At 73.7% G+C, this 26,899-nt stretch carries 28 protein-coding genes; 20 read left to right on the top strand and 8 right to left on the bottom strand.

From position 1 onward, the window contains the following. The first annotated feature begins 10 nt into the window (after positions 1 to 10). The 5 genes from ACFYSC_RS33190 to ACFYSC_RS33170 all read left to right on the top strand — a co-directional run bounded on the left by ACFYSC_RS33190 (position 11) and on the right by ACFYSC_RS33170 (position 4,709). Positions 11 to 1,516 (top strand): AAA family ATPase, encoded by a 1,506-nt coding sequence (locus ACFYSC_RS33190; protein WP_389969487.1) that lies wholly within the window; start codon positions 11 to 13, stop codon positions 1,514 to 1,516. Positions 1,517 to 1,641: 125 nt separating this feature from the next. After that, the gene (locus tag ACFYSC_RS33185) at positions 1,642 to 2,850 is read left to right on the top strand and encodes a tetratricopeptide repeat protein (RefSeq protein ID WP_389969485.1); all 1,209 of its coding nucleotides are present in this window, start codon (positions 1,642 to 1,644) and stop codon (positions 2,848 to 2,850) included. A gap of 86 nt (positions 2,851 to 2,936) precedes the next feature. After that, entirely contained in the window at positions 2,937 to 3,167 is a 231-nt protein-coding gene (locus ACFYSC_RS33180) for a hypothetical protein (RefSeq protein ID WP_389969483.1), read from the top strand. Further along, a complete protein-coding gene (locus tag ACFYSC_RS33175) occupies positions 3,157 to 3,477 on the top strand; it encodes a type II toxin-antitoxin system PemK/MazF family toxin (protein ID WP_389969584.1) in 321 nt (106 codons plus the stop codon). Before ACFYSC_RS33180 ends, ACFYSC_RS33175 begins: the two co-directional genes overlap by 11 nt. A 155-nt stretch (positions 3,478 to 3,632) precedes the next feature. Beyond that, positions 3,633 to 4,709: a DUF2332 domain-containing protein gene (locus ACFYSC_RS33170; RefSeq protein ID WP_389969481.1), complete on the top strand. Its 1,077-nt coding sequence runs from the start codon at positions 3,633 to 3,635 to the stop codon at positions 4,707 to 4,709. On the opposite strand, the gene ACFYSC_RS33165 is transcribed toward ACFYSC_RS33170, so the two are convergent. Beyond that, the gene (locus ACFYSC_RS33165; protein WP_389969479.1) at positions 4,620 to 5,522 is read right to left on the bottom strand and encodes a TetR/AcrR family transcriptional regulator; all 903 of its coding nucleotides are present in this window, start codon (positions 5,520 to 5,522) and stop codon (positions 4,620 to 4,622) included. The genes ACFYSC_RS33170 and ACFYSC_RS33165 overlap by 90 nt on opposite strands. Positions 5,523 to 5,575: 53 nt before the next feature. Here ACFYSC_RS33165 and ACFYSC_RS33160 point away from each other — a divergent pair, with 53 nt between their 5' ends. The 8 genes from ACFYSC_RS33160 to ACFYSC_RS33125 all read left to right on the top strand — a co-directional run bounded on the left by ACFYSC_RS33160 (position 5,576) and on the right by ACFYSC_RS33125 (position 12,478). Next, positions 5,576 to 6,745, top strand: a complete 1,170-nt coding sequence (locus ACFYSC_RS33160; protein ID WP_389969477.1) for an FAD-dependent oxidoreductase — start codon at positions 5,576 to 5,578, stop codon at positions 6,743 to 6,745. A 218-nt stretch (positions 6,746 to 6,963) separates the two neighbouring features. Then, positions 6,964 to 7,425, top strand: coding sequence for a DUF2809 domain-containing protein (locus ACFYSC_RS33155; protein WP_389969475.1), 462 nt, complete (start codon positions 6,964 to 6,966; stop codon positions 7,423 to 7,425). Positions 7,426 to 7,600: 175 nt separating this feature from the next. Further along, positions 7,601 to 8,509, top strand: a complete 909-nt coding sequence (locus ACFYSC_RS33150) for an ABC transporter ATP-binding protein (protein ID WP_389969473.1) — start codon at positions 7,601 to 7,603, stop codon at positions 8,507 to 8,509. A gap of 2 nt (positions 8,510 to 8,511) precedes the next feature. After that, positions 8,512 to 9,231 (top strand): ABC transporter permease, encoded by a 720-nt coding sequence (locus tag ACFYSC_RS33145; RefSeq protein WP_389969471.1) that lies wholly within the window; start codon positions 8,512 to 8,514, stop codon positions 9,229 to 9,231. A gap of 192 nt (positions 9,232 to 9,423) precedes the next feature. Next, on the top strand, positions 9,424 to 10,560 hold the full coding sequence (locus tag ACFYSC_RS33140) for a sensor histidine kinase (protein ID WP_389969469.1): 1,137 nt from the start codon (positions 9,424 to 9,426) through the stop codon (positions 10,558 to 10,560). Further along, positions 10,557 to 11,162 (top strand): response regulator transcription factor, encoded by a 606-nt coding sequence (locus ACFYSC_RS33135; protein WP_389969467.1) that lies wholly within the window; start codon positions 10,557 to 10,559, stop codon positions 11,160 to 11,162. The genes ACFYSC_RS33140 and ACFYSC_RS33135 overlap by 4 nt, the downstream gene beginning before the upstream one ends. A gap of 235 nt (positions 11,163 to 11,397) precedes the next feature. After that, positions 11,398 to 11,619, top strand: a complete 222-nt coding sequence (locus ACFYSC_RS33130) for a hypothetical protein (RefSeq protein WP_389969465.1) — start codon at positions 11,398 to 11,400, stop codon at positions 11,617 to 11,619. A 49-nt stretch (positions 11,620 to 11,668) separates the two neighbouring features. Continuing rightward, complete coding sequence (locus ACFYSC_RS33125; RefSeq protein WP_389969463.1) at positions 11,669 to 12,478, top strand: Fpg/Nei family DNA glycosylase; 810 nt, start codon at positions 11,669 to 11,671, stop codon at positions 12,476 to 12,478. Positions 12,479 to 12,512: 34 nt separating this feature from the next. On the opposite strand, the gene ACFYSC_RS33120 is transcribed toward ACFYSC_RS33125, so the two are convergent. Then, complete coding sequence (locus ACFYSC_RS33120) at positions 12,513 to 13,379, bottom strand: 4-hydroxy-tetrahydrodipicolinate synthase (protein WP_362946426.1); 867 nt, start codon at positions 13,377 to 13,379, stop codon at positions 12,513 to 12,515. A gap of 71 nt (positions 13,380 to 13,450) precedes the next feature. Between ACFYSC_RS33120 and ACFYSC_RS33115 the strand changes: the two genes are divergently transcribed. Then, positions 13,451 to 14,479 carry a LysR family transcriptional regulator gene (locus ACFYSC_RS33115; RefSeq protein ID WP_389969461.1) on the top strand — a complete coding sequence of 343 codons (1,029 nt, stop codon included), beginning with the start codon at positions 13,451 to 13,453 and terminating at the stop codon, positions 14,477 to 14,479. A gap of 92 nt (positions 14,480 to 14,571) precedes the next feature. On the opposite strand, the gene ACFYSC_RS33110 is transcribed toward ACFYSC_RS33115, so the two are convergent. Next, positions 14,572 to 15,426 carry a tryptophan 2,3-dioxygenase gene (locus ACFYSC_RS33110; RefSeq protein ID WP_389969459.1) on the bottom strand — a complete coding sequence of 285 codons (855 nt, stop codon included), beginning with the start codon at positions 15,424 to 15,426 and terminating at the stop codon, positions 14,572 to 14,574. A gap of 157 nt (positions 15,427 to 15,583) precedes the next feature. Between ACFYSC_RS33110 and ACFYSC_RS33105 the strand changes: the two genes are divergently transcribed. Next, positions 15,584 to 16,006 carry an Lrp/AsnC family transcriptional regulator gene (locus tag ACFYSC_RS33105; protein WP_362946458.1) on the top strand — a complete coding sequence of 141 codons (423 nt, stop codon included), beginning with the start codon at positions 15,584 to 15,586 and terminating at the stop codon, positions 16,004 to 16,006. Positions 16,007 to 16,015: 9 nt separating this feature from the next. On the opposite strand, the gene ACFYSC_RS33100 is transcribed toward ACFYSC_RS33105, so the two are convergent. Next, positions 16,016 to 17,143 carry an alpha/beta hydrolase gene (locus ACFYSC_RS33100; RefSeq protein ID WP_389969457.1) on the bottom strand — a complete coding sequence of 376 codons (1,128 nt, stop codon included), beginning with the start codon at positions 17,141 to 17,143 and terminating at the stop codon, positions 16,016 to 16,018. 234 nt (positions 17,144 to 17,377) lie between these two features. Between ACFYSC_RS33100 and ACFYSC_RS33095 the strand changes: the two genes are divergently transcribed. Continuing rightward, positions 17,378 to 17,935 carry a GNAT family N-acetyltransferase gene (locus ACFYSC_RS33095; protein WP_389969455.1) on the top strand — a complete coding sequence of 186 codons (558 nt, stop codon included), beginning with the start codon at positions 17,378 to 17,380 and terminating at the stop codon, positions 17,933 to 17,935. Positions 17,936 to 18,258: 323 nt separating this feature from the next. Beyond that, complete coding sequence (locus tag ACFYSC_RS33090; protein WP_389969453.1) at positions 18,259 to 19,077, top strand: sirohydrochlorin chelatase; 819 nt, start codon at positions 18,259 to 18,261, stop codon at positions 19,075 to 19,077. Between the two features lie 234 nt (positions 19,078 to 19,311). On the opposite strand, the gene ACFYSC_RS33085 is transcribed toward ACFYSC_RS33090, so the two are convergent. Beyond that, a complete protein-coding gene (locus ACFYSC_RS33085) occupies positions 19,312 to 19,776 on the bottom strand; it encodes a hypothetical protein (RefSeq protein ID WP_389969451.1) in 465 nt (154 codons plus the stop codon). Between the two features lie 232 nt (positions 19,777 to 20,008). On the opposite strand from ACFYSC_RS33085, the gene ACFYSC_RS33080 reads away from it, so the two are divergent. Continuing rightward, entirely contained in the window at positions 20,009 to 21,658 is a 1,650-nt protein-coding gene (locus tag ACFYSC_RS33080; RefSeq protein ID WP_389969449.1) for an OmpA family protein, read from the top strand. Positions 21,659 to 21,782: 124 nt separating this feature from the next. Here the strand turns inward: ACFYSC_RS33080 and pgeF are convergent, their stop codons facing one another. Further along, complete coding sequence (pgeF, locus tag ACFYSC_RS33075) at positions 21,783 to 22,472, bottom strand: peptidoglycan editing factor PgeF (RefSeq protein ID WP_389969582.1); 690 nt, start codon at positions 22,470 to 22,472, stop codon at positions 21,783 to 21,785. Positions 22,473 to 22,592: 120 nt separating this feature from the next. On the opposite strand from pgeF, the gene ACFYSC_RS33070 reads away from it, so the two are divergent. Continuing rightward, positions 22,593 to 22,958 (top strand): PH domain-containing protein, encoded by a 366-nt coding sequence (locus tag ACFYSC_RS33070; RefSeq protein ID WP_179827625.1) that lies wholly within the window; start codon positions 22,593 to 22,595, stop codon positions 22,956 to 22,958. Between the two features lie 133 nt (positions 22,959 to 23,091). On the opposite strand, the gene glgA is transcribed toward ACFYSC_RS33070, so the two are convergent. Then, positions 23,092 to 24,276 carry a glycogen synthase gene (glgA, locus tag ACFYSC_RS33065; protein ID WP_389969447.1) on the bottom strand — a complete coding sequence of 395 codons (1,185 nt, stop codon included), beginning with the start codon at positions 24,274 to 24,276 and terminating at the stop codon, positions 23,092 to 23,094. Positions 24,277 to 24,325: 49 nt separating this feature from the next. Here glgA and glgC point away from each other — a divergent pair, with 49 nt between their 5' ends. Continuing rightward, positions 24,326 to 25,552: a glucose-1-phosphate adenylyltransferase gene (glgC, locus tag ACFYSC_RS33060; protein WP_389969445.1), complete on the top strand. Its 1,227-nt coding sequence runs from the start codon at positions 24,326 to 24,328 to the stop codon at positions 25,550 to 25,552. 119 nt (positions 25,553 to 25,671) lie between these two features. Here glgC and ACFYSC_RS33055 read toward each other — a convergent pair whose 3' ends face one another. Then, positions 25,672 to 26,577 (bottom strand): hypothetical protein, encoded by a 906-nt coding sequence (locus ACFYSC_RS33055; RefSeq protein WP_389969443.1) that lies wholly within the window; start codon positions 26,575 to 26,577, stop codon positions 25,672 to 25,674. Between the last annotated feature and the right edge of the window lie 322 nt (positions 26,578 to 26,899).

Genomic DNA, 26,899 nt, shown 5'->3' with positions numbered 1-26,899 from the left:
GACCCGTCACGTGACCGACGAGACCGCGCTCAACGCGCTGCGCGAGGCGGCCCGCCTCTCCCCGGAGAACCTCCCGCTGCGGCGGCACCTGGCCGGCCTGCTGCTGGCGGCGGACCGCTTCGCCGAGGCCGCGGACGAGCACCGGGCGGCGCTCGCGCTCTCCCCCGGCGACGTCGATCTCACGATCGGCCTGGCGGAGGCGTACGTCGGGCTGGGCGAGTACAACCGGGCGCTGAGAACACTCGACCCGCTGGTGTCCATGCCCGACCGCCCGATACGCGTCGACATGCTCATGGTCAGGGCGGCGCTTCCGGTCAACAGACCGGGCGCCGTCCACTGGTACCGCCACGCCGTCGGCCGTGACCCGTCACAGGCCGACCCCGAGCTCGCCGCCCGGCTCGGCCTGGAGGACGCCCCGCCCGCCGCCCCGGTGCCGCAGGCTCCCGTGCCGCCCGCTCCGGCACCGCGGGCTCCGGCCCCGGCCGCGCAGCCGCCCTCGCTGATCCCCGCCGCACCGGCCCCCGCCTCGCCGTCCGCGCCCCCGCTTCCCCCGCTGATCCCCGCCTCGCCGCCGCCCCCGTACACGCCGCCGCAGCCCGCGGACGGCGCGCCGTACGGCTCGGCGGAGGCGGAGCCGACCGCGGAGGTGGAGCGCTCCCGGGTGGACTTCTCCGACGTGGCCGGGATGGAGGAGGTCAAGGAGTCGCTGCGGATGAAGCTCCTGCTGCCGGTCATGCAGCCGGAGCTGTTCGCGGCGTACGGCAAGCGGGCCGGCGGAGGGGTGCTGCTGTACGGGCCGCCCGGCGCGGGCAAGACGCACCTGGCGCGGGCCGCCGCCGGTGAGCTGGGCGCGGCGTTCATCGACGTCGGGCTGGCCGACATCCTCGACATGTGGACCGGGTCGAGCGAGCGCAACCTGCGCGCGACCTTCGAGATGGCCCGCCGGAACCGCCCGTGCGTGCTGTTCTTCGACGAGGTGGACGCGCTCGCGGCCCGTCGTTCCGACATGCGCCAGGCCCACAGCCGGCAGATCGTCAACCAGTTCCTCGCCGAGCTCGACGGGGTGGACGAGCACGCCAACGAGGGGGTGCTGGTGCTGGCGGCGACCAACGCCCCCTGGTACATCGACGTGGCCTTCCGCCGCCCCGGCAGGTTCGACCAGATGGTGTTCGTGCCGCCGCCGGACGTCGCCGCGCGGGCCGCGATGCTCTCGCTGATGTGCCGCGACAAGCCCCTGGAGAAGATCGACTTCGACAAGGTGGCCAAGGCCACCGAGGGGTTCGTCGGCGCCGACCTCAAGGGCCTGGTGGACCGCGCGGTCGAGGCCAAGCTGCAGGAGTCGATCCGGGCGGGCCGGCCGGTCCCGCTGTCCACCCCGGACCTCATGGCCGCCGCGAGGACGATGCGGCCCACCGCCGTACGGGAGTGGCTGGGCACGGCGCGCAACTACGTGCTGCACGCCAACGAGAGCGGCGTGTGGGACGACCTGCTGCCCTGGCTGCGTGATCTGCGGTGAGCACGACCGGTTTCGAGGGATCCGGCCCGCGGGGCCCCGGTTCACACGGTCCCGGGCCGCACGGCCCGGGACTTCGAGGCTCCGGGGGTCCGGCGGCCTCCCCGGGGGACGGCCCGGCCGCGGCCGTGGAGCGGGCGCGGACCCTGCTGGAGCTGGGCCGCGCCGAGGCCGCCGAACGGGAGCTGCGCGGCGCGCTGGCCCTCGACCCCGGGCACGTGGCCGCGCACTGCCTGCTCGCGCTCGCCCTGATCTCCCGGCGGGCGGTGGACGAGGCCGTCGCCGAGGCCGTCGAGGCGGTACGGCTGGCCCCCGGCCACTGGTACACGCACCACACGGCGGGCCAGGTCCTCTACCACGCGGACCGCTCGGAGGAGGCGCTGCGCGCCGCGCGGGCCGCGCTGGCGATCGACCATGACCAGGCGCAGATCTGGGAGCTGCTGACGCGGGTGCACGGGGACCGCGAGGAGTGGCCGCTGATGGCGCAGGCCGCCCGGCGGGGCCTGGCCCTCGACCCGCACGGCAGCCGGCTCACCGGTCTCCTCGCGGTGGCCCTCGGTGAGCTGGGAGACCGGCCGGGTGCGCTGGCGGCCGCCTCCGACGCGGTGCGGCTCGACCCGGAGTCGCCGGCCGCGCACCTGGTGTACGGCCGGATCCACCTGGCCTTCGGCGCCGCCCTGGACGCGGCGCGGGCGTTCCGGGAGGTGCTGCGGCTCAGTCCCGGGGCGGACCACGCGCGGGAGCTGCTCGTGGTGGCGCTCAAGCGGCGCAACCCGCTGTACCGGGCGGTGTCGCGGCTGCCGGGCGGCCTGAGCGCCCGATGGATGCTCGCGCTGCCCCTGATCCCCCCGCTCATCGTCGTCTTCGTGCTGGCCGCGGTGGCCCACTGGACGATGTGGGTGGCCGAGTCACTGGTCACGCTCGGGCTGGCCCGCGGCTCGTACACCCGGCTGCTGTTCCGGCGCGGCGAGGTGCGGTCGGCGGTCCTGTGCTGCGCCGTACTCCTCGCGGGCGCGGCGCTGCTGGGCACGGGCGTCGCCCTGTCGCAGCCGGTGACGGGCACGGCGGGCGCGGCGCTGCTGGCGCTGGTCACCCCGGTCCAGGAGGCGGCCCACACCGCCGCGCCGCGCGCCCGCAAGGTCCTCGCCGGGTGGGCGGGGCTGCTGGCGCTGACGATCGCGGTGTCACCGGCGCTGCCCGCGCTGTGGCCGGCCCTCCAGCGGCCGGAGAGCGTCCCGCTGCTGGTCATGTGGGCGGGGCTGGGCACGATCTGGGTGGCCGCGGCGGTCCGGCGGCTGCTCGGCCGGGTCCCCTCCCATGAGGTGGCCGGGCTCTGACCGTTCCCCATCGATCACATTAAGTGCCTAATCAGTTACGGAAATCGCTCGAACGCCTGCGAGACCAGCCGTCGTACAGTGAAGATATGGGCATGCTGACAGTCGAGATCGATCCGGACACGGAGAGGGTTCTTTCCGAGCTGACCGCCGACGGCAGGTCCACGAACGAGGTGGTCCGCGAGGCCATCCACATCGCGGGACGGCTTCGATGGATGGAGCAGGCCCGCGCCGACGCGGAAAGACTGGCCTCCGACCCTGACGATCTGGCCGAGATCCGCGCCATCCAACGAGCGCTGGGTGACGCCGATGCGTGGTGACGTCTATCGCCTGCGGGTGCTTCGCGACACCGTGGGTCACGAACAACGGGGTGAGCGCTTCGCGGTGCTGCTGCAGGCCGATTTCCTGTCCGCGCTGTCCACCCAAATCGTCGCACCGACCTCCACGAGTGCCGGCCCCGCCCTCTACCGCCCGGAGATCGAGCTGAACGGTAAGAGAACCCGGGTCCTGGTCGATCAGATCAGAGCCGCCGATGTGTCCCGGCTCGGCGACTTCGCCGGACGTCTCTCCCTGCACGAGCTGGAAGAGATCGGCAGAACCCTGCGCAGAGTCCTCGCCCTGCGCCGTTGAGAGACCGGCCCCGACTCCGGCACGCGCCACGACCGAACCTGACCCGCCCCCGCCCGGCCGCGCGGATCGGCGGGGGTGCATGCTCGTCGGTATGCGGGTGAGTCGGCGCCCGGTCGGGCGATCGGGTGGACCGGCGCCCGGTCAGGAGGGATCCGATGTCCCGCGAGCGCGCCGCCGTCATGGTCGAGCACCAGGCCCGGGCCTGCCGGAGCCTCGGTTCACCGCTGTACGCGTTCCTGCTGGAGCGGGTGGCGGAGGACGTCCGCGAGGGAGGTCCCTGCGCCGCCGCGCTCGCCGGGTACGAGGACGCCCCCGGGCCCGACGCCGTCGCGCTGCGACTGCTGGGCGGCGTGCACGCCCTGGCCCTCACCGGCCGGGCCCCGGACCTGGCGGCCTGTTACCCCAGCACGGGCGGCTCGTTCGACCCGGACGACCCGGAGCCCTGCTGGCGGGCCTTCCGCGACGCCGTCGCCGCCGAGCCGGGGTGGGTCCGCGACTGGATGACCCGTCCGCCGCAGACCAACGAGGTCGGCAGGTCCAACCTCCTGATCGCCGGGCTGCTGGAGGTCACCGGGGCGGCCCCGCTGCCGATCCGGCTGTTCGAGCTGGGTGCCAGCGCCGGGCTGAACCTGCGCGCCGACCGCTTCCGCTACACCGCCGGCGCTTTCGCCTGGGGGCCCGCCGACTCCCCGGTCGTGCTGGACGACGCCTGGGCGGACGCCCCGCCCGTCTGGCTCCTGGACGCCGCGGCCGAGCGCCCGGAGCTGACCTTCATCGAGCGGCGCGGCTGCGACCCGGCGCCCATCGACCCGCTCTCCCCCGGCGGCGCGCTGGCGCTGCGCGCCTACGTCTGGCCCGACCAGACCGCGCGCCTCGCCCGGCTGGAGGGCGCCCTGCGGGTGGCCGCGCGGGTCCCCGCTCAGGTAGAGGCCATCGGCGCCGCCGACTTCCTGGCGCGGGTACGGCCGGAGCCCGGCACGCTCACCGTGGTCTGGCACTCGATCATGCGCCAGTACGTCCGGGGTGAGGAGTGGGCCCGGGTCGAGCGGGAGCTGGACCGGCTGGCGAGGACGAGCACGCCGCGGGCGCCCTTCGCGCACATCTCCTTCGAGCCGCGCCGGATCGGCGACCGGCACCGCTTCCTACTCGCCGTACGGCTCTGCGGGACGGCCGAGACCGTCCTGGCGAAGGCCCGCCCGCACGGCCTCCCCGCCCGGCCCGTCACCGGCTGACGTCCCGGCGTCAGCCGACGGCGGCGGGGCGGGTCCGGCGGCCACGGCGTCGATCGGCGGCGGGGCGAGTTTGGCGGCCACGGCGTCGATCGGCGGCGGGGCGAGTTTGGCGGCCACGGCGTCGATCGGCGGCGGGGCGAGTTTGGCGGCCACGGCGTCGAGGACCCAGTCCAGGCCGGTCGTGAAGGACGTCTCGGCGTCCACCTCCGTGCCGTCGTGCACGAACTTGGCCAGCGCCGGGAAGCGGCCCGTGGCCAGCATCCTCGTCACGTGCGGGCCGGAGGCGCGCTGCCAGTCGCGGTCGGACAGGCCCGTGGCGCGCTCGGCCCGCAGGTTCGCGACCTCGCGTCTGATCGCGCCGATGAAGTAGGCGCTGACGGTCTCCACGGCGCGCATGACGGTGTCGAGGCCGGCGAGGCCGTCGAGGGCGTCCAGCGTGGTGTCGCTCACGGCGAGGGCGTTCGGGCCCAGGGCCGGACGGCCGCCGAGCAGGTCGGCCAGCCATTCGTGGCGGAGGGCGGCCCGCCTGGTGCGGCAGGCGAGGAGGCGCAGCGCCTCCCGCCAGTCACCGGGCCGCTCCTCGGGGAGGATCTCGGCGTAGGCCTCGTCCACCATGAGGTCGAACAGCTCCTCCTTGGTGGAGATGTATCCGTACAGCCGCATCGGGCCGACGTCCAGCCGGGCGGCGACCTTGCGCAGCGACACCGCCTCCAGCCCGCCCTCGTCGGCCAGCGCGATGGCGGCGGCGACGATCCGCTCCCGGTCGAGCGGCACGGGGCGGGCCGGCGGCTCCGGACGATCCCACACGGTCATGGCCACATCGTACTGTTGCGATACAGTGCAACAGATCAATACAGTGTATCGATATGAGACACCGTATCGCTGTGATCGGAGCCGGACCCGCCGGCCTCACCTTCGCCCGCGTCCTGCATCGACACGGTCACCCCGTCACCGTCCTCGAACGCGATCCCGCCCCCGACGCCCGCCCCCCGGGCGGCACGCTGGACCTGCACGAGAAGATGGGCCAGCTCGCGCTGGACAAGGCGGGGCTGCTCGCGGGGTTCCAGGCGCTGTCCCGCCCGGAGGGGCAGGCCATGCGCATCCTGGACACCGACGGAACCGTCCTCCGCGACTGGCGGCCCCGCCCGGATGAGCGGGCCAACCCCGAGATCGACCGTGGGCAGCTCCGTGACCTGCTGCTCGGCCCCCTCGACGTCCGGTGGGGCCGGGAGGTGACGGAGGTGACGCCGGGAACCCGGGACGGCGCGCTGGTCCGTTTCGCCGACGGGCGGCAGGAGACGTTCGACCTCGTGGTCGGCGCGGACGGCGCCTGGTCCCGGGTCCGTCCGGCGGTCTCGTCCGCGACGCCGCACTACACCGGCATCACCGCGGTCGAGACCTCCCTGGACGACGTCGACACCCGCCACCCCGGCCTCGCCCGGATGATCGGCGACGGCGCCGTGGCCGTGTACGGGGTGAACCGCGGCCTCGTCGCCCAGCGCAACAGCGGCGGCCACGTCAAGGTGTACGCCCAGTTCCGCGCGCCGCTGGACTGGCACACGGACCCGGACCGGCACATGGGCCTGAACACCGGCATGGGCGCGAGCCTAGACGGGGGCCTGGACCTGACCGACGCCGAGGCCGTACGGTCGGCCCTGCTGGCGCTGTTCGACGGCTGGGCCGCTCCCGTCCTCGACCTGCTGCGCCACGGCACCGCCTTCTTCCACCGTCCCCTCCACGTCCTGCCCGTGTCCCACACCTGGGCCCACGTCCCCGGGGTGACGCTGCTGGGCGACGCCGCCCACCTGATGCCCCCGCTGGGGGTGGGTGCGAACCTCGCGCTGCTGGAAGGCGCCGAACTCGCCGAGGCCGTCGCCGCCCCCGGCGATCTGGACGAGGCCGTCCGCGCCTTCGAGCAACGGATGCAGGCGCGGGCCGGCAGGTGGGCGGAGATGACGGCGGCCGGGCTGGAACGCCTCGTGAGCCCGGACCCCGCCCAGGCCCTCGCCCTCTTCGACGAGCTCCAGCCCTCCTGACCGCCGGCCACGAGAGCACCGGCGCCGGCGGCCCGCCCCGGCCTCGCGGGACGGCGCCGCACGGCACGAACGGCACGAACGGCACGAACGGCACGAACGGCACGAACGGCACGGGCGGCACGGGCGGCACGGTGCCGTGTGGCGCGGCGCGGTGCCGTGCCGCGCGGTGCGGTGCCGTGCCGCGCGGTGCGGTGCGGTGCGGCCGCTATGGTGTGGCCGTGCCCGCCGCCCCCCGCACCTCCCCGGACACCCCGCCCACCGCCGGCCCTCCCCGCCGGTTCGAGGCGGTCCGCGCGCGGCTGCCCGCCGTCCTCGCGGTCGCCCTCACGGTTGCCGCCGGGCTGGGGGTCCGCGCGCTCACCGGCGGCTGGTTCGGCAAGTACGCCGGGGACGCCCTGTACACCGTGCTCGTGCACGCGCTCGTCGTCGCGGCGGTTCCGCGGGTCTCGCCGTTCCGTGCGGCGGCCTGCGCGCTGGCGTTCAGCTGGGCGGTGGAGTTCGCCCAGCTCACCCCGGTCCCGGCGGCGCTGTCGGAGGCGAGCGTGCTCGCCCGGCTGGTGCTCGGCAGCACGTTCGGCGCGGCCGACCTGGCCGCCTACGCCGCCGGGGCGCTCCTCGCCGCGACGGCGCACACGGCCGCGGTCGCCGTCCACTCGCGCCACGGTCACCGGACCGTCTGACCGGACCGGCCGGACTGATCTGCTCCGGCTCCGGCACCGGCCGGGACAGGCGGGTCCCTCGCCGCGCCGACGGCCCGCGCCGACGGCCCGTGCCGAGTGACCCGTGACATCTGTCGTGGGCCGGTCGTGACAGACGGCCGAGGAGAAGGACCCGTCCGCGGCGGAGGCTTGCGGCATGGAACGAACGCATCGACACGCGGTGGCCGCACACGGCCTCCGCAGACACTACGGCGACGTGCGCGCCGTGGACGGGATCGACCTTCTCGTCGAGCCGGGTGAGGTGGTGGCGCTGCTCGGGCCCAACGGGGCGGGCAAGTCCACGACGATCGACATGCTCCTCGGCCTGACCAGGCCGGACTCCGGCGAGGTCAGGCTGCTGGGGCGGACGCCCGCCGAGGCGGTGCGCGACGGCGCGGTGGGCGTGATGCTCCAGGAGGCGGCGCTGCTCGACGACGTGACCGTCCGCGAGATCGTGGCGATGATCGCCTCGCTGCACCGCGCGCCGCTGCCGGTTGCGGAGGCGCTGCGCCGGGCCGGGGTGGAGGACCTCGCCGGGCGGCGCTCGGCGAGGCTCTCCGGCGGTCAGAAGCAGCGGGTCCGGTTCGCCATGGCGCTGGTGTCCGACCCGGGCCTGCTGGTGCTCGACGAACCGACCTCGGCGATGGACGTGGGCGTCCGCCGGGAGTTCTGGGCCGCGGTGCGCTCCCTCACCGGTGCCGGCCGTACCGTGCTGTTCGCCACCCACCATCTGGAGGAGGCGGAGAAGCACGCCGACCGTGTCGTCCTCGTGCGGGGCGGGAGGGTCGTGGCCGACGGCCCGGTCGCCGCCGTCGTCTCCGAGGCCGGCGGCTGGACGGTTCGCGCCGCCGTGCCGGGCGCCCGACCGGAGGAGCTGCTGGCGCTGCCCGGGGTGACCGCCGTGGAGTTGCGCGGCGACCGCGCCGAGCTGCGCTGCGCGGACTCGGCCGCGCTGCTGCGGGAGCTGATGACGCGTTTCCCCGCCGCGCACGACGTCGAGGTCCGGGCGCTGAGCCTGGAAGAGGCGTTCCTCCGGCTGACCGCGCCTCTCGCGGAGGAGGTGTGACCATGGCGGGATATCTGACGTTCGAGATCAGGCGGGCGCTGCGCGACACGAAGTTCCTCCTGTTCGCCGTGGTCCTGCCGGTCGGGCTCTTCCTCCTGGAGGCCGGCATGTCCACCGGCGCCGCCGGCCGGGGCTCCGCCGCGTACACGATGGGCGGGCTCGCGGCCTTCGGAGCGCTCAAGGCGGCGCTCGACACCGGGGCCCGCACGGCGGTGGAGCGGAATTCGGGCTGGCAGCGCCAGCTCCGCCTGACCCCGCTCTCCGGCGGGGGCTACCTGGTGGCGAAGGCATCGGTGGCCATGCTGGTGGCGCTTCCCCCGGTGGTCGGCGTGGTGCTGGCCGCGTCCGTGTCGGGGGTGGAGCTGCCGGCGGGCGGCCGGGCCTGGGCGGTTCTCGGATGCTGGCTGGGAACCGTGCCGTTCGCCCTGCTCGGCCTGCTGGCCGGGCAGCTCGTCACCGCGCGGAACGCGCAGGTCGTCTACGGCGGGCTCGCACTGGTGCTCAGCTTCCTCGGTGGGCTGCTCATCCCGGCCTCCGTGTTCCCCACGGGGCTCGTGGCCGTCGCCCAGGTGCTGCCGAGCTACTGGCTGGCCGAGCTGGGGCACGCGGCGGCGACCGGCGACGCCCGGCTCGGCACGGCGGTCGCGGTGCTGGCGCTCTACACGGTGGTGCTGGGCGCGGCCGTCGTCGCCCGCTACCGGCGGGACAGTGCGCGCACCTGACCGGCGCGGCGGTCCCTTCGGGGACAAGGGCCGTCCCGGGATCGTCTCCGAGGTGACGGCGGCCCCGGGATGACCACGGTCCCGGGTGTGACGGCGGGTCCGTGGCGACGGCGGGCTCAGGGTGCGGCGGCCGGGTGGAGACAGGGCGTCGGGCGGAGGTCCGCCGCCCGACGGGGAACTAGGGTGATCACCATGCGAGATCAGGGCCTGTTCGCCGCCGCGGCGTGGCCGGTCCGGAGCGTCGGCAGCGGGGGCGGCCGGTGGACGGCGGCGCGGGGCGTCGCCGTACTGGTCCTGGCCGCGGCCTGGCCGGTCTGGCATGCCGTCGCGGAGGCCGTCCGGCCGGACGCGGGGCCGGCCAGCGCCGCGGCCGCGGTGCTGGCGGTCTGCTACGCGGCGGTCTGGGTCGCCGGGGTGGCGATGGGCACCGGGTGGCCGCCCCGGGCGCGGATCGCGCTGCTCTGCGGGCTGTTCGCGCTGGGCGGCGGCCTGGTCCTGCTCCAGGACGACCCGTTGGCCGGTCTGGACCGCCTCGTCTACGCGCTCGCCGCGGCCGTGTGGCTGCTGCCCGCCCGCTGGGGCGTCCTGCTGGGCCTGGTGGCCGCGGCGGGGCGGCTGGCCGTGGTCTGGGCGGTGACCGGTTCGGTGGACGCGGACGCCGGGATCGCGGTCATCCCGGGCACCGTCACGCCGGTGGCGATCATGATGCTGGTCCGGCTGATCGTCCAGCTGAGCCAGGCCCGCGACGAGATCGCGACGCTGGCGACCGCGGCGGAGCGGGCCCGGCTGGCCAGGGACCTGCACGACGTCCTCGGGCACACCCTCACGACGATCACCGCGAAGACCGGTCTGGCCCGCCGCCTGCTGGAGAGCGGGGCGGACCGGGAACGGACGGTGGCCGAACTGCGCGACGCCGAACGGCTCTCCCGGGAGGCGCACGCGGAGGTCCGCGCGACCGTCTCCGGCCGCCGCCGGCCGTCGCTGGCCGTCGAGCTGGCCGGGGCCCGCGCGGCGCTGCGGGCGGCGGGCATCCGGGCCACGCTGCCGCACGCCATGGACCACGTCTCCCCCGACCTGCGGGAACCGTTCGCGTACGTGCTGCGCGAGGGGGTCACGAACGTCGTACGGCACAGCGGCGCCGCCCGGTGCGAGGTACGGCTCGGCGAGTCGTCGCTGGAGATCCGCGACGACGGCCGGTCCCCCGCCCGCTCGCACGGGCCCGGGAACGGCCTGGTGGGCCTGGCGGAACGGCTGCGCGCGGCGGGCGGGCGGCTGGAGGCGGGCCCGTTGCCCGAGGGCGGTTTCCGGCTGCTGGCGGGCCGATCGTGATCAGGGTGCTGCTCGCCGACGACCAGGCGCTCGTCCGGGGCGCGCTGGCCGCGATGCTCGCGCTGGAGCCGGACATCGAGGTGGTCGCCCAGGTGGGGTGGGGCGACGAGGTGGTGGAGGCCGCCCGCCGCGCCCGCCCGGACGTGGCGCTGATCGACGTGCAGATGCCGGGGATGGACGGGCTGGCCGCCACCGCCGAACTGCGCGCGGCGCTTCCCTCGTGCCGCGTGGTGATCTGCACGACCTTCGGACGGCCCGGTTACTTCGCCAGGGCGATGGAGAACGGCGCCGCGGGGTTCGTGGTGAAGGACTCCTCCCCCGAGCACCTGGTCGACACGGTGCGGCGGGTGCACTCCGGGCTGCGGGTGGTCGATCCGGCCCTGGCCGCCGAGTCCCTGGCCAGCGGCGCCGGTCCGCTGACCGCCCGGGAACGCGACGTGCTGCGGCAGGCGCGCGGCGGCGGCACGGTGGCCGAGATCGCCAGAGCCCTGTCCCTGTCCAACGGCACGGTGCGCAACCACCTGTCCTCGGCCATCGGCAAGACGGGGGCGAGCACCCGCGCGGAGGCGGCGCTGATCGCCGAGGAGTACGGCTGGCTCTGAGGCGGCAATCCCCCTGCAACAGTCCGCTGCGTCCGCCTGCAACAGTCCGTTGAGCGGACCGGTCCACGATGGGACATGTCTCCGGAAAAGCCACCCGTCGAACGGCCGGGAGGCTTTCCGGAGAGACCGCGAGGCGGGGCGGAGAAGAGCCCGCGTTCACCTGGCGCGTCCCCGATCCGACCGGCAGGACGCGGGCGCCACGTGGCACCCGCGATCGATCCCGATGGAGGAAACAATGCGTTCACGGCGTCTCACCGCGGCGGTTCTCGGCGCGGCCGTCCTCGGAATGTCGATCGGCTTCGTCTCGGGCGCGTTCGCACCCGGCCCCGACCGCGCGGGCTCCCACCCGGCCGCGTGGCTCGGTCCCACCGTCGCCGGCCCCCACCCGCTCGCGTGGCTCGGTCCCACCGTCGCCGGCTCCGCGCGGCCCACCGGCATCGGCCCCGGGCCCGGCTGAACCGGCTCCGTACGGGTGGGCGCCGGACGCGCCGTATCCTGTGCGCATCATGCCTGAGGGACACACCATCCACCGTCTGGCCGCGCGGCACCGCGAGCTGTTCGGCGGCCGGGCGATCCGCGCCGAGAGCCCGCAGGGCCGGTTCGCCGCCGGGGCCGCCCGGATCGACGGGCGGGTGCTGCGCGAGACCGACGCGCACGGCAAGCACCTGCTGCTCGGCTTCGACGACGACACCTGGCTCCACGTGCACCTGGGCATCTACGGCAAGTACGCCTTCGGCCCGGTGCCCGCGCCCGCCCCGGTCGGCGCGGTGCGGCTGCGCCTGACCGGCCCCGACCACCACGCCGACCTGCGCGGACCCAATACCTGCGAGCTGCTCGACCCGGGTGAGAAGAAGGCTCTGCACGCCAGGCTCGGCCCGGACCCGCTGCGCGCGGACGCCGACCCCGAGCTCGCCTGGCGGCGGATCGGCCGCAGCCGCACCTCCATCGGCGTCCTGCTGATGGACCAGTCGGTGGTGGCGGGCGTGGGCAACATCTACCGCGCCGAGGCGCTGTTCCGCCAGGGGGTGGACCCGGCGCGGCCCGGCCGCGACCTCACCCGCGAGCTGTGGGCCGCCATCTGGGACGACCTGGTGTTCCTGATGGCCGAGGGGGTGCGCGTGGGCCGGATCGACACGGTCCGGCCCGAGCACACCCCGGAGGCGATGGGCCGCCCGCCCCGGGTGGACGGCCACGGCGGCGAGGTCTACGTCTACCGGCGCTTCGGCATGCCGTGCCTCCTGTGCGGGGCGGAGGTCCGCACCGGGGTCCTCTCCGGCCGCAACCTGTTCTGGTGCCCTGGCTGCCAGACCTCCTGACCTCCTGGCCTTCCTGACCGCCCCGGCCGCGTGGTCAGAGGAGCCGGAGGACGGCGTCGACCGACGCCTGGGAGGCCGGGATCAGCGGCAGCCGGACGGCCGCGGTCGGGATCCGGCCCTGGGCGTGCAGCACGCCCTTGAGGACCGTGGGGTTGGGTTCGGTGAACAGGCTCGCCGACATGACGGACAGCCGGTGCCCCAGGGTCCGGGCGTGCGCGACGTCGCCCGCGTGCCACGCCCGCGCCAGCTCGGCGAACCGGGCGGTGAGCAGGTGGGCGGAGGCGAGGATTCCGCCGGAGGCGCCGAGCGCGAGCAGCGCGGAGAAGAACGGGTCGTCGCCGGCGAGCACCGCGAACCCCTCGGGCGGGTCGGCCAGCAGGGTGACGGTGTCCTGGTCGACGCCGCCGACGGCGTGCTTGACCCCGGCCACCATGGGCAGCTCCCCCAGCCGCCGCAGGGTGGCGGCGCCGACGGACTGGCCGGTCCGGTAGGGGATGTTGTAGACGACGAGCGGCACCGGGGTCTCCTGCGCCAGCGCGGCGAAGTGGGCGAGCACCCCGGCCTCGGACGGCCGGACGAAGGACGGCACGGTGACCAGCGCGGCGTCGGCGCGGTCCTTGAGGGCGAGCAGGGCGGCGGCCGATCCGCGGGTGTCGCTCGACCCGGCCCCGACGACGAGCGTCGCGCCCCTCTCCCGGCACACCCGGCCGCAGACCTCGACGACCGCCTGCCGTTCGTCGGGGGCCAGGGTGGCGACCTCGGCGGTGGTGCCGAGGGCGACCAGCCCGGTCGCGCCCTCGTCGAGGGCGGCGTACGCCAGGTCTTCGAGCGCCGCGAGGGCGATCTCGCCGTCCTCGGCGAACGGGGTGACGAGCGGGACGAGGACACCGTTCAGGTTCATGCCTCCAGCTTCCCGGCCGCCGACCGTGCAGGTCCAGTTCGCTTTTCTTCCGAGAACGTTAAGCTGAACTGATGCTGGATGTGCGACGTCTCCGCCTGCTGCGCGAACTGGCCCACCGGGGCACGATCGCCGCGGTCGCCGAGGCCCTGGCCTTCACGCCCTCGGCCGTCTCCCAGCAGCTCGCCGTACTGGAACGGGAGGCCGGGACGGCGCTGCTGGAACGGACCGGCCGCCGGGTACGGCTGACCCCCGCCGGGATCGCGCTGGTCGGCCACGCCGAGGCCGTGCTGGAACGGCTGGAGCAGGCCGCGGCCGAGCTGGCCGCGGCGCGGACCGACCTGACCGGCACCGTCCGGATCGGCGCCTTCCCCACCGCCACCCGCGCCATCCTGCCCGCGGCCCTGGCCGCCCTGGGCCGCGACCATCCCGGGCTGGAGCCGATGGTGGACGAGATCGACCCCGCCGAGGTGGCGCCGCGCCTGCGGGCGGGCGACCTGGACGTGGCCCTCGTGCACGAGTACGACTTCGTCCCCGCCGCCCCCGACCTGGCCCTCGACTCCCGGCCGCTGCTGGAGGAGTCGATGTTCCTCGCCTCCCCAGGCCGTGCCGCCTCCCTGGACGGCGCCGGCTTCCCGGACGGCGCCGGCTTCCCGGCGGAGCGGGCGGACGCGTACGGCGACGCGGGCGGGCGCGACGGAACAGGTGGAGGTGCGGGCGGGAACGGAGGCGGCGGGACCGGAGACGGTACCGGCGGTGATCCACTGGCGAGGTGGCGCGACGCCCCCTGGATCACCTCGACCCCCGGCACCCTCTGCCACGCGATGACCGTGCGGGCCTGCCAGGCGGCCGGGTTCGCCCCGCGGATCCGGCACCACGTCGATGACTTCACCACCGTGCTGGCGATGGTCGCGATCGGCCAGGGCGTCGCGCTCGTGCCGGAACTGGGAGCCGCCGACCCGCCCGGCGGCGTCCGGCTCGCGGAGCTGCCGATGCGCCGCCGTACGCTGATCGCCTTCCGCCGCGGGTCAGGCGACCATCCGGCCATCGCCGCCTTCGTCGCCGCGCTGCGCTCCTCGACTCCGGCGGACCCCCGCGCCTGACGCGACGGCACCCGGGGTGGGCACGGCATGGTCCGCGTCCCCGCGCGAACCGCCGGAAAGCGCGAACCGTGCGGGGAGGCGGGCCGTACGGCTCACATGACGGTGCGGGCGGTCCAGAGTTCGGGGAAGATCTGGCGCTGCATGCTGCGCTCCAGCCAGGCCAGGCCGTTGGACCCGCCGGATCCGGGCTTGGCGCCCATCGAGCGGCGCACCGCCATCACGTGGCGGTAGCGCCAGTCGGAGAACTTCTCGGCCAGATCGGTCAGCGCCTCGCCGAGCGGGGCGAGCGGCCCGCCGTACACCTCGACCCAGACGGCCTCGACCTCGGGGCTGGGCTCGTAGTCGGCGGCGTAGTCGCGCTCGACCGCCTCCCGCGGGACCGCGTGGCCCCGCCGGGCGAGGAAGGCGAGCACCGAGTCGTACAGGCTCGGCTCGGAGAGGGCCTTGACCAGCTCCCGGTAGGTCTCGGGGCTGCGGCGGTGCGGGCGGGTCAGGGCCTCGGACTTGTTGCCGAGCAGGAACTCCACGTGCCGGTAGGCCGCCGACTGGAAGCCCGACGCCTCGCCGAGCGCGTCGCGGAACCGGTTGAACTGCGCCGGGGTGAGCCAGCTCAGCGACGCCCAGGCGGCGTTGAGCGCCTCGAAGTGCCGGACGGAACGCCTGATCGTCGCGGTCACGGCGTCGGCGTCGTCCTCGTCGAGCTGGCGCTGGGCGAGCTGCCACTCCGCGCGCAGCAGGCCGAAGTACAGCTCCATCACCTGCGTGGTCACCAGGAACGCCAGTTCCTCGGGGGCGTCGGTGACGGTGCGCTGGAGCCGGTGCAGGATCGCCGTCCCGACGTAGTCGTCGTACGGCGTGGCGCTGTCGAAGGCGAGCGTGGGCAGGCCCTCGTTGGCGATGGACCGCAGTTCGCGGTCATGCTCGCTGAGCTGCCTGGTGGCGGTCATCGTGTACTCCTCGCATGTTTCCGATCCACTTCCATGGTGCTCCGGAGTCGCGTGTTGCGAAATAATCAACCAAAGGCGATGGGCGACTTCCGCCTTCGGAACGGAAGGCGTCCGGCCGGTTCGGTTTGCGACATGACGGAGTGTGACCGTGGACGCCATGGACTGGGCCCTGCTGGGCGAGCTGCAGCGGGACGCGCGGCTGTCCTACAGCGAGCTGGCCCGGCGGGTGCACATGTCGGCCCCGGCGGTGGCCGAGCGGGTGCGGCGGCTGGAGGAGACCGGGGTGATCATCGGCTACCACGCGCGGATCGATCCGGCGCTGGCCGGGCGCGGGGTGGCGGCGCTGATCAGGATGTCCTGCTACGGGCCGCGTTGCGTGCTGCGCGACGAGCAGGCGCTGGCCTGGCCGGAGATCCTGGAGGTGCACCGGGTGACGGGCGACACCTGCTGCCTGCTGCGGGTGGCCGCCTCGTCGATGACGGCGTTCGAGGATCTGATCGACCGGCTCGCGCCGTACGGACACCCGTCGAGCATGATGGTGCTCTCCAGCCCGGTCCCCTGGCGGCCCCTGACGCCGTAGGTCCCGCCCTCACGCCTCCGGGGGGAGGCCGCGGGAGGCGTGGCCGGGAGGGAGGACGCGGCCGGTGACGGCGCCGGCGGTGGCGCGCCAGATCGGGGAGGCGGCGTCGATGACGTCGAAGTGGCCGCCGGACATCTCCAGGTACGTCACGTCGTCCCCGGCGTCCTGGGCGGCGCGGGCGTAGCGGCGGCCCAGATCGAGGAGGTCGAGGTTGTCGCCCCCGCCCTGCACGACGAGCTGGGGGACGCCCAGGGGCAGCCGTTCCATCGGGCTCGCGTCGCGGTAGACCTCGGGTGCCTCGTCGGCCGTCCCGCCGAGGGCGGCCGCCACCGCGCCGTCCCCCAGGTCCCTGCGCTCGCCCTCCACGAGGTCCACGACGCCGGCCAGGGAGACGGCCAGGGTGATCCGGCGGTCGTCGGCGGCGGCGCGCAGGGCGAGCTGGCCGCCCGCCGAGTGGCCGATGACCACGACCGGTCCGGGGGCGTCCCCGGCGGCCAGTGCGACGCCGCGCGCCACGTCCTCGGTGGTCGCGGCCCAGCCGTGCAGGTCGGGGCGGCGGTACTCCAGGTTCCAGGTGGCGAAGCCGCGTCCGGCCAGGTCGACGCAGAGCGCGTCCATCAGGTCGGCGCCCCAGACGGAGCGCCAGTAGCCGCCGTGCATCAGCACCGCCACGGGCGCCCGCCCGGCGTCGCCGCCCTCCGGAAGGCGCACGTCGGCCCACTGGTCGGGGTGCTCACCGTAGGGGACCCGCCGGGCCGGCCACCGCAGCCGGTGTACGGCGTGCCTGATCGCCCAGGTCAGCCCGCCGACCCCGCGCCCGTACAGGTACGTCGCGCCGGGGCCCGAGGCGGGCGGGGGGAGCCGGTCGCCCGGCGCGGCCGGTTTGGTGAGGTCCACCCAGACGGCCCGCGGATGCCCGGCGAACAGGGCTCGCGCCTCGGGGTCGGGGCCGGGGACGGCGACCACCGGGCCGGGCGACTCCAGCGCCTCGCGGAAGGCGGCCAGGTCGGCCGCCGGCGACACCCTGCCCTGGACGCCGAGTGCGGCGAACTCACGGTCGGCCACCTCGGTGAGCAGCCGGAGGTCGGCTACCAGGGCGGGACCGGTGACCACGAGCACCTCGGAAGCGAAGATCATCCGCTTATTGTCCACTATCCACCGAATGGTCGTACGGGGATGCGTCCGGGATCCAGGCCGGAGGCGGGAACCGTCCGGCGTCGTCGGGGCGACCGGGCGAGCGGGCGACCACGAGGGGGATAACAACCCTTTTTTCACCCTGAACCCGGCTCGCGGCGTATTTCATGGTTTTTGGGGTGGTATCGGGGTGTCGGTCCCTAGCTTCTGGGACAGCTGAGGCATTAGCGTCTGCCCATGCGCCACGTTGAGATCTCCGGCAAGAGGCTCCGGCTGAGGGAAGTGACCGCCGCGGACGTGGACGCGTTCCATGCCGTGTACGGCGATCCCACCGCCACCGAGCACCTGCCGTTCGACCCGCGCACCCGCGAGGAGGTCGAGGAGATCGTCGCCGAGGCGACGGACGCCGCCGGCGTCGAGCCCCGGCGGCTGTACGTGCTCGCCGTGACCGAGACCGACCGTGACGACGCCATCGGCGTGGCCCGTCTGCGCATCGACGCCGACCACCCGCACAGCGCGGAGCTGAGCCTCGGTCTGCGGCCCGACCACTGGGGCCGCGGCATCGGCACCGACCTGATCCGGCTGATGCTCGCGTTCGGTTTCCGGGACCTGCGCCTGCACCGCGTCTGGGGCGCGCGCTCCCCCGCCAACACCGCGGCCCAGCTCGCGATGCTGGTCGCCGGGATGGTCGAGGAGGGCCGGATCAGGCACCACGTGCGGGCCCGGGGCGCCTGGCGCGACTCCGTGATCCACTCGGCCCTGGAGGACGAGTGGGAGGGGTACCGCGACGTCTGACCCGTCCCGCGCGGACCCCCGGCACGCACCCGCCGACCCGCGCGGCCCCGGGCACGCGTCCGCCGACCCGACCGAGTCCCCGGACGCGCATCCGCCGACCCGTTCGAGTCCCCCGGCATGCACCCGCCGACCCGTCAGAGTCCCGGGCACGCACCCGCCGACCGCGGCCACGGTCCGTCGCCCACGGTCCGTGACCGTCCGGACCGGCCCCGACAGGAAACCGGATCCGGAGACGTCCGTACGGCCCGCATGCCGGAGGTCGTGACGGAATTGCTGCCATTTTCAATAACAAAGGTGGAGAAATACCCCTAGAGTCCGCCCCTGTGAGTGAGAGTTCCAGCCTCCCCGTACGCGGGCGCGCCGTACGGCCCTCCGGCCGGCACCGCAGACCCGTGCCCTCCCAGCTCCCACCCGAGGCACCCGCGCTGGTGCTCGCCACGCTCGGCGACGCGTCAGGCGTCGCCGCCGAGCTGGCGTCCATGATCCGGGTGGACAACCCACAGATCGAAGTACGCCTCGCCGGTCTCGGCGAGGACGGCAAGGAGCTGACCTCCGAGCTGGAGGCGGCGGCCCGCGAGCGTCCCGCGGACGGCGAGGCCGCCATCGTGGTTCCCCTGCTGACCGGCCCGCACCCGGTCGCCGACGGCGTGATCGCCGCGGCGGTCGCGGCGAGCGGGGCGGCGGTGCGGGTGACCGAGTCGCTCGGGCCGCACCCGCTGCTCGCCGAGGCGCTGCACATCCGCCTGGCCGAGAAGAACCTGGCCCGCGCGGACCGGATGCGGCTGCTCAACGTCGGAAGCCCCATCGACGCGGTCGTCCTCGCCACGGTCGGCGGTTCGAACGGGGCGGCCGAGGCCCAGCCGACGGCCGTCCTGCTGGCCTCACGGCTGACCCTCCCCGTGCTGGTCGCCTCCCTGGACGGCGGCCCGGACGTCGCCGCCGCGGCCGAGCGGCTCCGCGACGTCGGCGCCGGGCGCATCGCCCTCTCCCCCTGTCTCATCGGACCCGAGGCCGGCCCCGGCCTGGCGGGCGACGCGGCGGCGCGGATCGGCGCCGAGTGCGCCGACCCGCTCGGCGCGCACGGCCTCATCGCCGACCTCGCCGCCCGTGCCTACGGAAGCGTCCTGGCCGAGGACGCCTGACGATCGGCGGCCGGGCACGGATACCGGCGATCGAGGACGGCCGGCGGCCGGGAGCCGCCGACGCCTGATGGCTTCACGCACGCGCCCCCTTCCGGCGCGGCCCCGCCGGAAGGGGGCGCACGGGACGGCCGGGAGGGGGCGCGCGCGTGAAGCCGGGGGAGGCACCACGACTCCGGCGTCCCGCGTCCGGAGCCGGAACCCGCCGCCGTGCCGTACCCGCCCGGCCGGTCCCGGTCAGCCCGCGGCGCGTCTCGTCGCCGCCGCGTAGGACCGGAACATCTCCACGGACAGAGCGATGGCGGCGACGCCGAGGACGCCGTGATACCACCGCCAGCCCACGCCGATGCCGACGAACCCGTCCAGGGCCATGATCCCGCCGCCGCCGAGGACGGCCAGCGTCATCGCGGCCAGCACGAGCAGCATCGGCGTTCTGGGCGCCCTGCGTCCCAGCGCCGTGACGGTGACGACGGCGACGCACGCGCCCAGCACGCCGGACGCGCTCGCCGTCCACTGCGCCAGGGCCGGATCGAGGAAGTAGCCCTCGGCCTCGGCCGCTGACACCGGCGGGCCGCCCGGGAACCCGAGCCGGGCCTGCAGGGCGAAGACGGCCTTCCCCGCGGCGTAGCCGAGCATCAGCAGCGCCATCGCGTACGCCGGCCATCGTCGCGGGCGATCGTGGTCAACCTCGGAACCAACCATGATCCGACCGTAGGACCGGCGGGGCGCCCGTCCCTCCCGTGTGCGGGGGAGGCTCCTCCCCCGTCCGGGGGAACGCCGCGGCCGGTGCGCGTCCTGACCGGTACCGGGAACCGGGCGCCCGGCGGGTCGGCCCAGCGTGCCGACGTGCGAGTTCGACCGATCTACAGGCGTGCCACACAGATGATCTATACCCTGAAGTGCTGACTTGTCAGACAGAGAGGGGCTTTTTGGCATGCGCCTGTTGAAAGCGACCGCTCTCCTGGTCACGGCGGCCCTGGCCTGCGCATGCGGGCCGGAGGATCAGCCGGTGCCCGGCACCCCGTCGGCCGCCGCCTCCAGCACCGCTCCCCCGGCGTCGCCCTCCGCCCCGGCTTCCGGCGCCACCTCCTCGGCGCCGCCCTCCGCCCCGGTCGCGGCGGCGGGAAGTCACGTGAGCGAGGGCATGGTCGGCGCCAACGCCACCAACCCGTTCAGGATCGAGGTGCGGGCCATCGAGCGGCACGCCGGGCTGACCGTGTTACGCATGGAGATCATGACCACCGCGACCTCCAACGCCATCGGCGACTTCGGCTACGGCATCCTGCCGGCCTCCTTCGCCAGGTTCAGGCTGCTCGACCCGGTCGGCAGGAAGGTGTACTTCACCCTGCGCGAGAACGACGGCGACGGCGAGGCCTTCGGCACCAGGCACCTCCCGCCCGCCGGCGCCTACCCCGATGACTTCGTGCCGAGCGTGCGCTACCCGGTCGAGGTCTACTTCCCGCCGCTTCCCGCCACCGCCGAGGCGGTGTCGATCGTGCCCGACATGCCGATGGGCCCGATGACCGGCATCCCGGTCACCGACGGAGGCGCCGAACCGGCCGCCCGTGAACGCGATTCCTCCGAGCCGAAGGCCGGCGACACGTTCCAGTGGCCCGTCGTCGTACCGAACGGGAAGATCTGGTCGGGCGTCTCCGACCTGAACGAACTGGTGGAGACGCCGGTGAGGAGCACCACGCAGGAGGGGGACAAGGAGACGATCGGCCTGCGCACCGACGTGCTGTTCGCCTTCGACGAAGCGCGTCTGAGCGCGAAGGCGGCGGCCGTACTCGATGACGTGGCCGAGGAGACCAGACGACGGGCCGACCCCGCCAAACCGCCCATCACGATCATCGGCCACACCGACGACAAGGGCGACGACGGCTACAACCAGACACTGTCGGTCAAGCGGGCCCGGGCCGTGCAGGAGTACCTGGCCGCCAGGCTCGGCACCGACTATCAGTACAAACCGGAAGGCAAGGGCGAGAGCGAGCCGATCGCCAAGAACCAGAAGAAGGACGGGAGCGACAATCCCGCGGGGCGGGCCAGAAACCGCCGCGTGGAGATCTCCTACTCCATCAAGCGGCAGGGCCCGGACGTGACCACCACCACGGGCCCGTCCACCGACCTGGTACGCGGCTCCACCGTGGCGCTGGCCCCCTTCCGCGCCGATCCGGGAGCGCGGGCGGCCGGTTTCACCTGGTCATTCCACAACCAGACGGACCAGCTCAAGGTGGACGTGCTGCCGCTCTATCGCGACGGCGCCTACGTGGTGGCCTCCTTCGACATCACCAAGGTCAACAAGGGCACGTTCATCCCGGTCCCCGCCCCCTTCTCCGGGTGGGACCACGAGTTCTCCTCCGGCTCCGATTTCGGCGCGTTCATCCTCGTCGATCCGGCCACCAAGGCGCGCTACCACCCGCTCAAGATGTACACGGAGTTCGTCGAGAACTACGTGCCCGCCCTGGAGGAGGGCGAGACCGGCAGAGCCTACGTCTACTACCCGGCCCCGCCCGACGACCGCACGAGCATCACGCTGGAGGTGCTGAACGGAGGCGCCTACCCGGGGATCCCCATCGGACGCTGACCGGCCGGCGGCCCCCCGCAGGCCGGTACGACGCCGGCCCCGGCTCCTTTGACGAGAGCGGCGGCGCATGGAGCCGCCATGCCGCCGCGAAGGCAGGACAACCGGCCCGGTGAACGACCGCCGGCTAGTCCTCCTCCAGCCAGACGTAGCCGGCGAAGCGGCCGGTCACGGCGTCGCGGCGGTGGGAGAACAGTTCGGGGCTCTCGATGGTGCAGCGCGTGTCGTGGGTGATCTCGCCGACGCCCGCCTTGGCGAGCTGCGAGTTGATCGCGGCCCGCAGGTCGAGGGCGGGGGTGTCGCGGCGGGTGATCGACCACGCCTCCGGGACGACCGCCGTGACCTCGGCGCGCATCTCCTCCGGCACCTCGTAGCAGCTCCCGCAGGCCATCGGGCCGATCAGGGCGGTCATCCGGCCCGGCTCGGCACCGTGCGCCGCCATCTCCGCCACCAGCGCCGGGACCACGCCCGAGACGGTGCCGGCCCGCCCGGAGTGCGCCGCGCCCACCAGGCCCGCCTCCGCATCGGCCAGCAGGACGGGCGCGCAGTCGGCGCACAGCGCGGTCAGGCCCAGGCCGGGGACGTCGGTGCAGACGCCGTCCAGCGGCGGCGGGTCGTCACCGAAGGGCTCGGTGACGTAGCGGACGTCGGCGCTGTGGACCTGCCGCATGAACACGACCCGCTCCAGCCCGAACTCCGCCGCCGTACGGGCCCGGTTGGCCGCGACCGACGCGGGGTCGTCCCCGCACGCGCCGCCGAGGTTGCGGGTGTCGTACGGCGCGGCGCTCACGCCTCCGTGACGGTCCGTGATCCTCATCTGAACGTTCACGGCCCCGACCTTACCTACCCGGCGGAACCCCTCCCCCTCCGCGTTCGTTTCACAGGCGGCGCGGACCTTCCGTTCCGCCGGTTCCCCCGACAGATCGCGAGGAAGCTCATGACGCAGATCGCGTACGACCGCAAGGAGCAGCTCCGCCAGATCGAGAGCGGCCTGATGCCCGGCGAGCAGATCATCGCCGTCTACGACGCCATCGGCACCGGCACCGGGTTCCTCGGCCTCACCGACAGGCGGGTGATCGTCCAGGACAAGTCGTTCGTGGGCAAGAAGATCGCCATCACGAGCATCCCCTACAGCAAGATCTCGGCCGTCAGCGTGGTGAGCAACAAGTCCCTCGCGGGCGGGTTCTTCTCCTCCGGCGCCATCGCGGTCCACGTGGGCACCCACACCTACGAGGTGGAGTTCCGCGGCGACGAGAAGGCCCACCACGCCCACAACGTCATCCTGAGCTTCATCAGCCGCTGAAGCCGCTGACCCGGCGGCGGCCCGGCGGCGGCCCGGCGGCGGCGACCGGCCGGCGCGGGTCCGTCGTCCGCTCGGCCGTCCCGGCCGTCCGCCCGGACCGCGCGGCGGCGCGGTCCGGGCCGGGACGACGTCGTCAGGGGGCGGCGACCGACCGGTACAGGTCCATCGTCCGCTCGGCGATCCTGGACCAGGAGAAGTGCTCCACGGCCCGCGCGCGCCCGGCCGCGCCCAGCTCGGCGGCCAGCTTCGGGTCGTCCAGCAGGCGGTTGACCCGCTCGGCGAGGTCGGCGGCGAACCGCTCGGGATCGTCGGGCGAGCCGTCGGCGGTGGACTGCGCGATCGGCACGAGCAGGCCCGTCGACCCGTCGGCCACGACCTCGGGGATGCCGCCGGTGGCGGTGGCCACCACGGCGGTCTCGCAGGCCATGGCCTCGAGGTTCACGATGCCCATCGGCTCGTAGACCGAGGGGCAGACGAACACCGTGGCGTGGGTCAGGATCTGGATCACCTCGGGGCGCGGGAGCATCTCCGAGATCCACACCACGCCCTCGCGCTCGCGTTCCAGCCCCCGGACCAGCCCGGTCACCTCCTCGGCGATCTCCGGGGTGTCCGGCGCGCCCGCGCAGAGCACGAGCTGGGCGTCGCGCCGCAGGCTCCGGGCCGCGTGCAGCAGGTGGACCAGCCCCTTCTGCCGGGTGATCCGGCCCACGAACACCACGTACGGCCGGGCCGGGTCGATGCCGTGCCTGGACAGGAAGCCGGTGTCGGCGTCGGGGGCGTACTGGGCGGTGTCGATCCCGTTGTGGATCACCCTGACCCTCTCCGGCGCCACCTCCGGATAGGCGGCCAGCACGTCGCGGCGCATCCCCTCCGAGACCGCGACGACCGCGTCGGCGCTCGCCAGCGCGCCGCGCTCGGCCCAGGACGACAGGGTGTAACCGCCGCCGAGCTGCTCGGCCTTCCACGGCCGCAGCGGCTCCAGGCTGTGGGTGGTCACCACGTGCGGGACGCCGTACAGCATCTTGGCGACATGACCGGCGAAGTTGGCGTACCAGGTGTGGCTGTGCACCAGGTCCGCGCCCTGGCAGGCCGCCGCCATCTCCAGATCGACGCCGAGGACCTGGAGGGCGGCGTTGGCCTCCTCCAGCCCGGCCGGCGTCCGGTAGGCCGCCACCCCCTCCTCGGTCCGGGGCGCCCCGAAGCAGCGCACCCGGACCTCGGCCAGCCTCCGCAGTTCGCGGGCGAGGTACTCGACATGGACACCGGCGCCGCCGTACACCTCTGGGGGATACTCGCGGCTCAGCAGATCAACGCGCATATGATCAGCGTAGTGTTTCATCCCTGTTCATCAGGTTAGGGTCGGGTGCATGAGAGTCCTCGCGATCGTCCTCGCCGGCGGCGAAGGCAAGCGGCTGATGCCGCTCACGGCTGACCGGGCCAAGCCGGCGGTGCCGTTCGGGGGGATATACCGGCTCGTCGACTTCGTGCTGTCGAACCTCGCCAACGGCCAGTATCTGAAGATCGTGGTGCTGACGCAGTACAAGAGCCACAGCCTCGACCGGCACATCTCCCGTACCTGGCGGCTGTCGACCATGCTGGGCAACTACGTCACGCCCGTGCCCGCGCAGCAGCGGCTGGGCCCGCACTGGTTCTCCGGGTCCGCCGACGCGCTGTTCCAGAACCTGAACCTCATCTACGACGAGATGCCGGAGCACGTCATCGTGTTCGGCGCCGACCACATCTACCGGATGGACCCCCGGCAGATGGTGGAGCAGCACATCGACTCCGGCGCCGACGTGACGGTGGCGGCCATCCGGCAGCCGCTGTCGCTCGCCGACCAGTTCGGGGTGATCGAGGCCGACCCGGCCGGGCGGCGGATCGTCGCGTTCCGCGAGAAGCCCAAGGACGCGGTGGGGCTGCCCGACGCCCCCGACCAGGTGTACGCGTCGATGGGCAACTACGTCTTCAAGACCCAGGCGATGCTCGACGCGCTCCGCGAGGACGCGCTCGACCCCACCAGCAAGCACGACCTCGGCGGGAACATCATCCCGATGATGGTGAAGTCCGGCAGCGCCCAGGTGTACGACTTCGCCGACAACGTGGTGCCCGGCTCCACCGAGCGCGACCGGGGCTACTGGCGGGACGTCGGAACGCTCGACGCCTTCTACGAGGCCCACATGGACCTCATCTCGCCGCACCCGGTCTTCAACCTGTACAACCAGCAGTGGCCGATCTACACCTGGCACGACCCGCTCCCGCCGGCCAAGTTCGTCCACAACGAGGGCGACCGGGTCGGGCGGGCGATCGACTCCCTGGTGTCCGCCGGTGTGATCGTCTCCGGCGGCCTGGCGGACCACTCGATCCTCTCCCCCGGCGTGGTGCTGCACTCGCACTCGCGGGTGGAGGACTCGGTGCTGATGGACAACGTGAAGATCGGCCGGGGCGCCGTCGTCCGCAAGGCGATCATCGACAAGAACGTGGTCATCCCCGACGGAGCGCGGATCGGCTTCGACCCCGAGTACGACCGCAGCCGGTTCGCGGTCACCAGGAACGGGATCGTGGTCATCGGCAAGAACGAGATCATCGACCGCTGACGGGCGGCCTGGGAGCCGGGCCGCTGAACGGCGTCCGGACCGGACCCCGGCCGCGTCGGCTGACCGGCGTCCCGGGTGCCGGGCCGCGCGCGGAGCGGCCCGGTGCCCGGAGGGGCGGATCAGTTGACGGAGGGCTTCTCCGGAAGCCGGTCGAGGATCGCCTGGAACATGGTCGCGTTGAACGCGGCCATCTCACCCATCCGCGTCTCCAGCCCGTTCATGCGCTCGTCGACGGCGGCGAACTTGGCGTTCATCTCCTCGCGGAGGAGATCGACCTTGGTGTCCAGCTTGGAGACCCTGGTGTCCAGCACGGAGACCCGATCGTCGAGCTTGGAGACGCGATCATCCAGCTTGGAGACGCGATCGTCGAGCTTGGAGACCCGATCATCCAGCTTGGAGACCCTGGTGTCCAGCACGGAGACCCGCTTGTCGAGCTTGGAGACCTGCTCACCGAGTTCGGAGACGCGGTCGCCCAGCATGGAGACCCTGGTGTCCAGCACGGAGACGCGCTTGTCCACTTTGGAGACCTTGTCGTCCAGCGTGGAGACCCGGTCGTCGAGCATGGTGACCCTGATGTCCAACCTGGCGATCTTGCCGTCCAGCTTGGACACGTGCGTGCCGAGATCGGAGACCTGCGTGCCGAGATCGGAGACACGCTTGTCGAGCGTGACGACCTGCGTGCCGAGATCGGAGACACGCTTGTCCAGCGTGACGACCTGCGTGCCGAGCGTGGAGACCTTGGTACCGAGCTCGCCGACCCTGCGGTCGAGGCCCGTGACCCTGGTGTCGAGGCCGGTCACCACGGCCTTCAGCTCCCCGGTCTGGACACCTAGGTCGACGACCTTGTCGTCCAGGCCCTTGAACCAGTCGTCCACCCGCTTGATCCGCTCATCCGCCGTGTTCAGCTGGGCGTAGACGGGGTCCAGTGCCTCGTAGGCGCGCTGTGAGGCCGTGCGTCCGCACTCGGTGCTGAGCCTCCTGAAGTCGTTCTCCAGTCGGGTCACGCGGTCCTCCAACTTGCTCATGGTTCTTCTCCTCGGGGGATGGGTTCAGCGTAGGCGCGTCGCGCCGTCGAGGATCGGAGGCAGGGGACGAGTCCTCGTGGGGAACATCATGGAGGGTGATCAGCCGTCACGGGGCGTGTTCGGGGAACCGTTTCCGCAGGAAATCGGGGCAGGATGAGGAATCTCTCCCGGGGGCGGCGACACGCGGAACCAGGGATGCGAAAGGTTCTCCGAAACACCGATGTCGCTGAACATCCTCCGCGTCATCCGGCATCCTCGTGCCTTCCCCGCGAAAGTTCGTTCATGATTTTCCATTGACGGAGTGAGTACTCACTCCATAGAT

The organism is Streptosporangium sp. NPDC004379, assembly GCF_042873875.1.
Lineage (GTDB): Bacteria > Actinomycetota > Actinomycetes > Streptosporangiales > Streptosporangiaceae > Streptosporangium.
The sequence above is the reverse complement of the archived record's forward strand: the minus strand, read 5'-3'. Positions and strand labels throughout refer to the sequence as shown.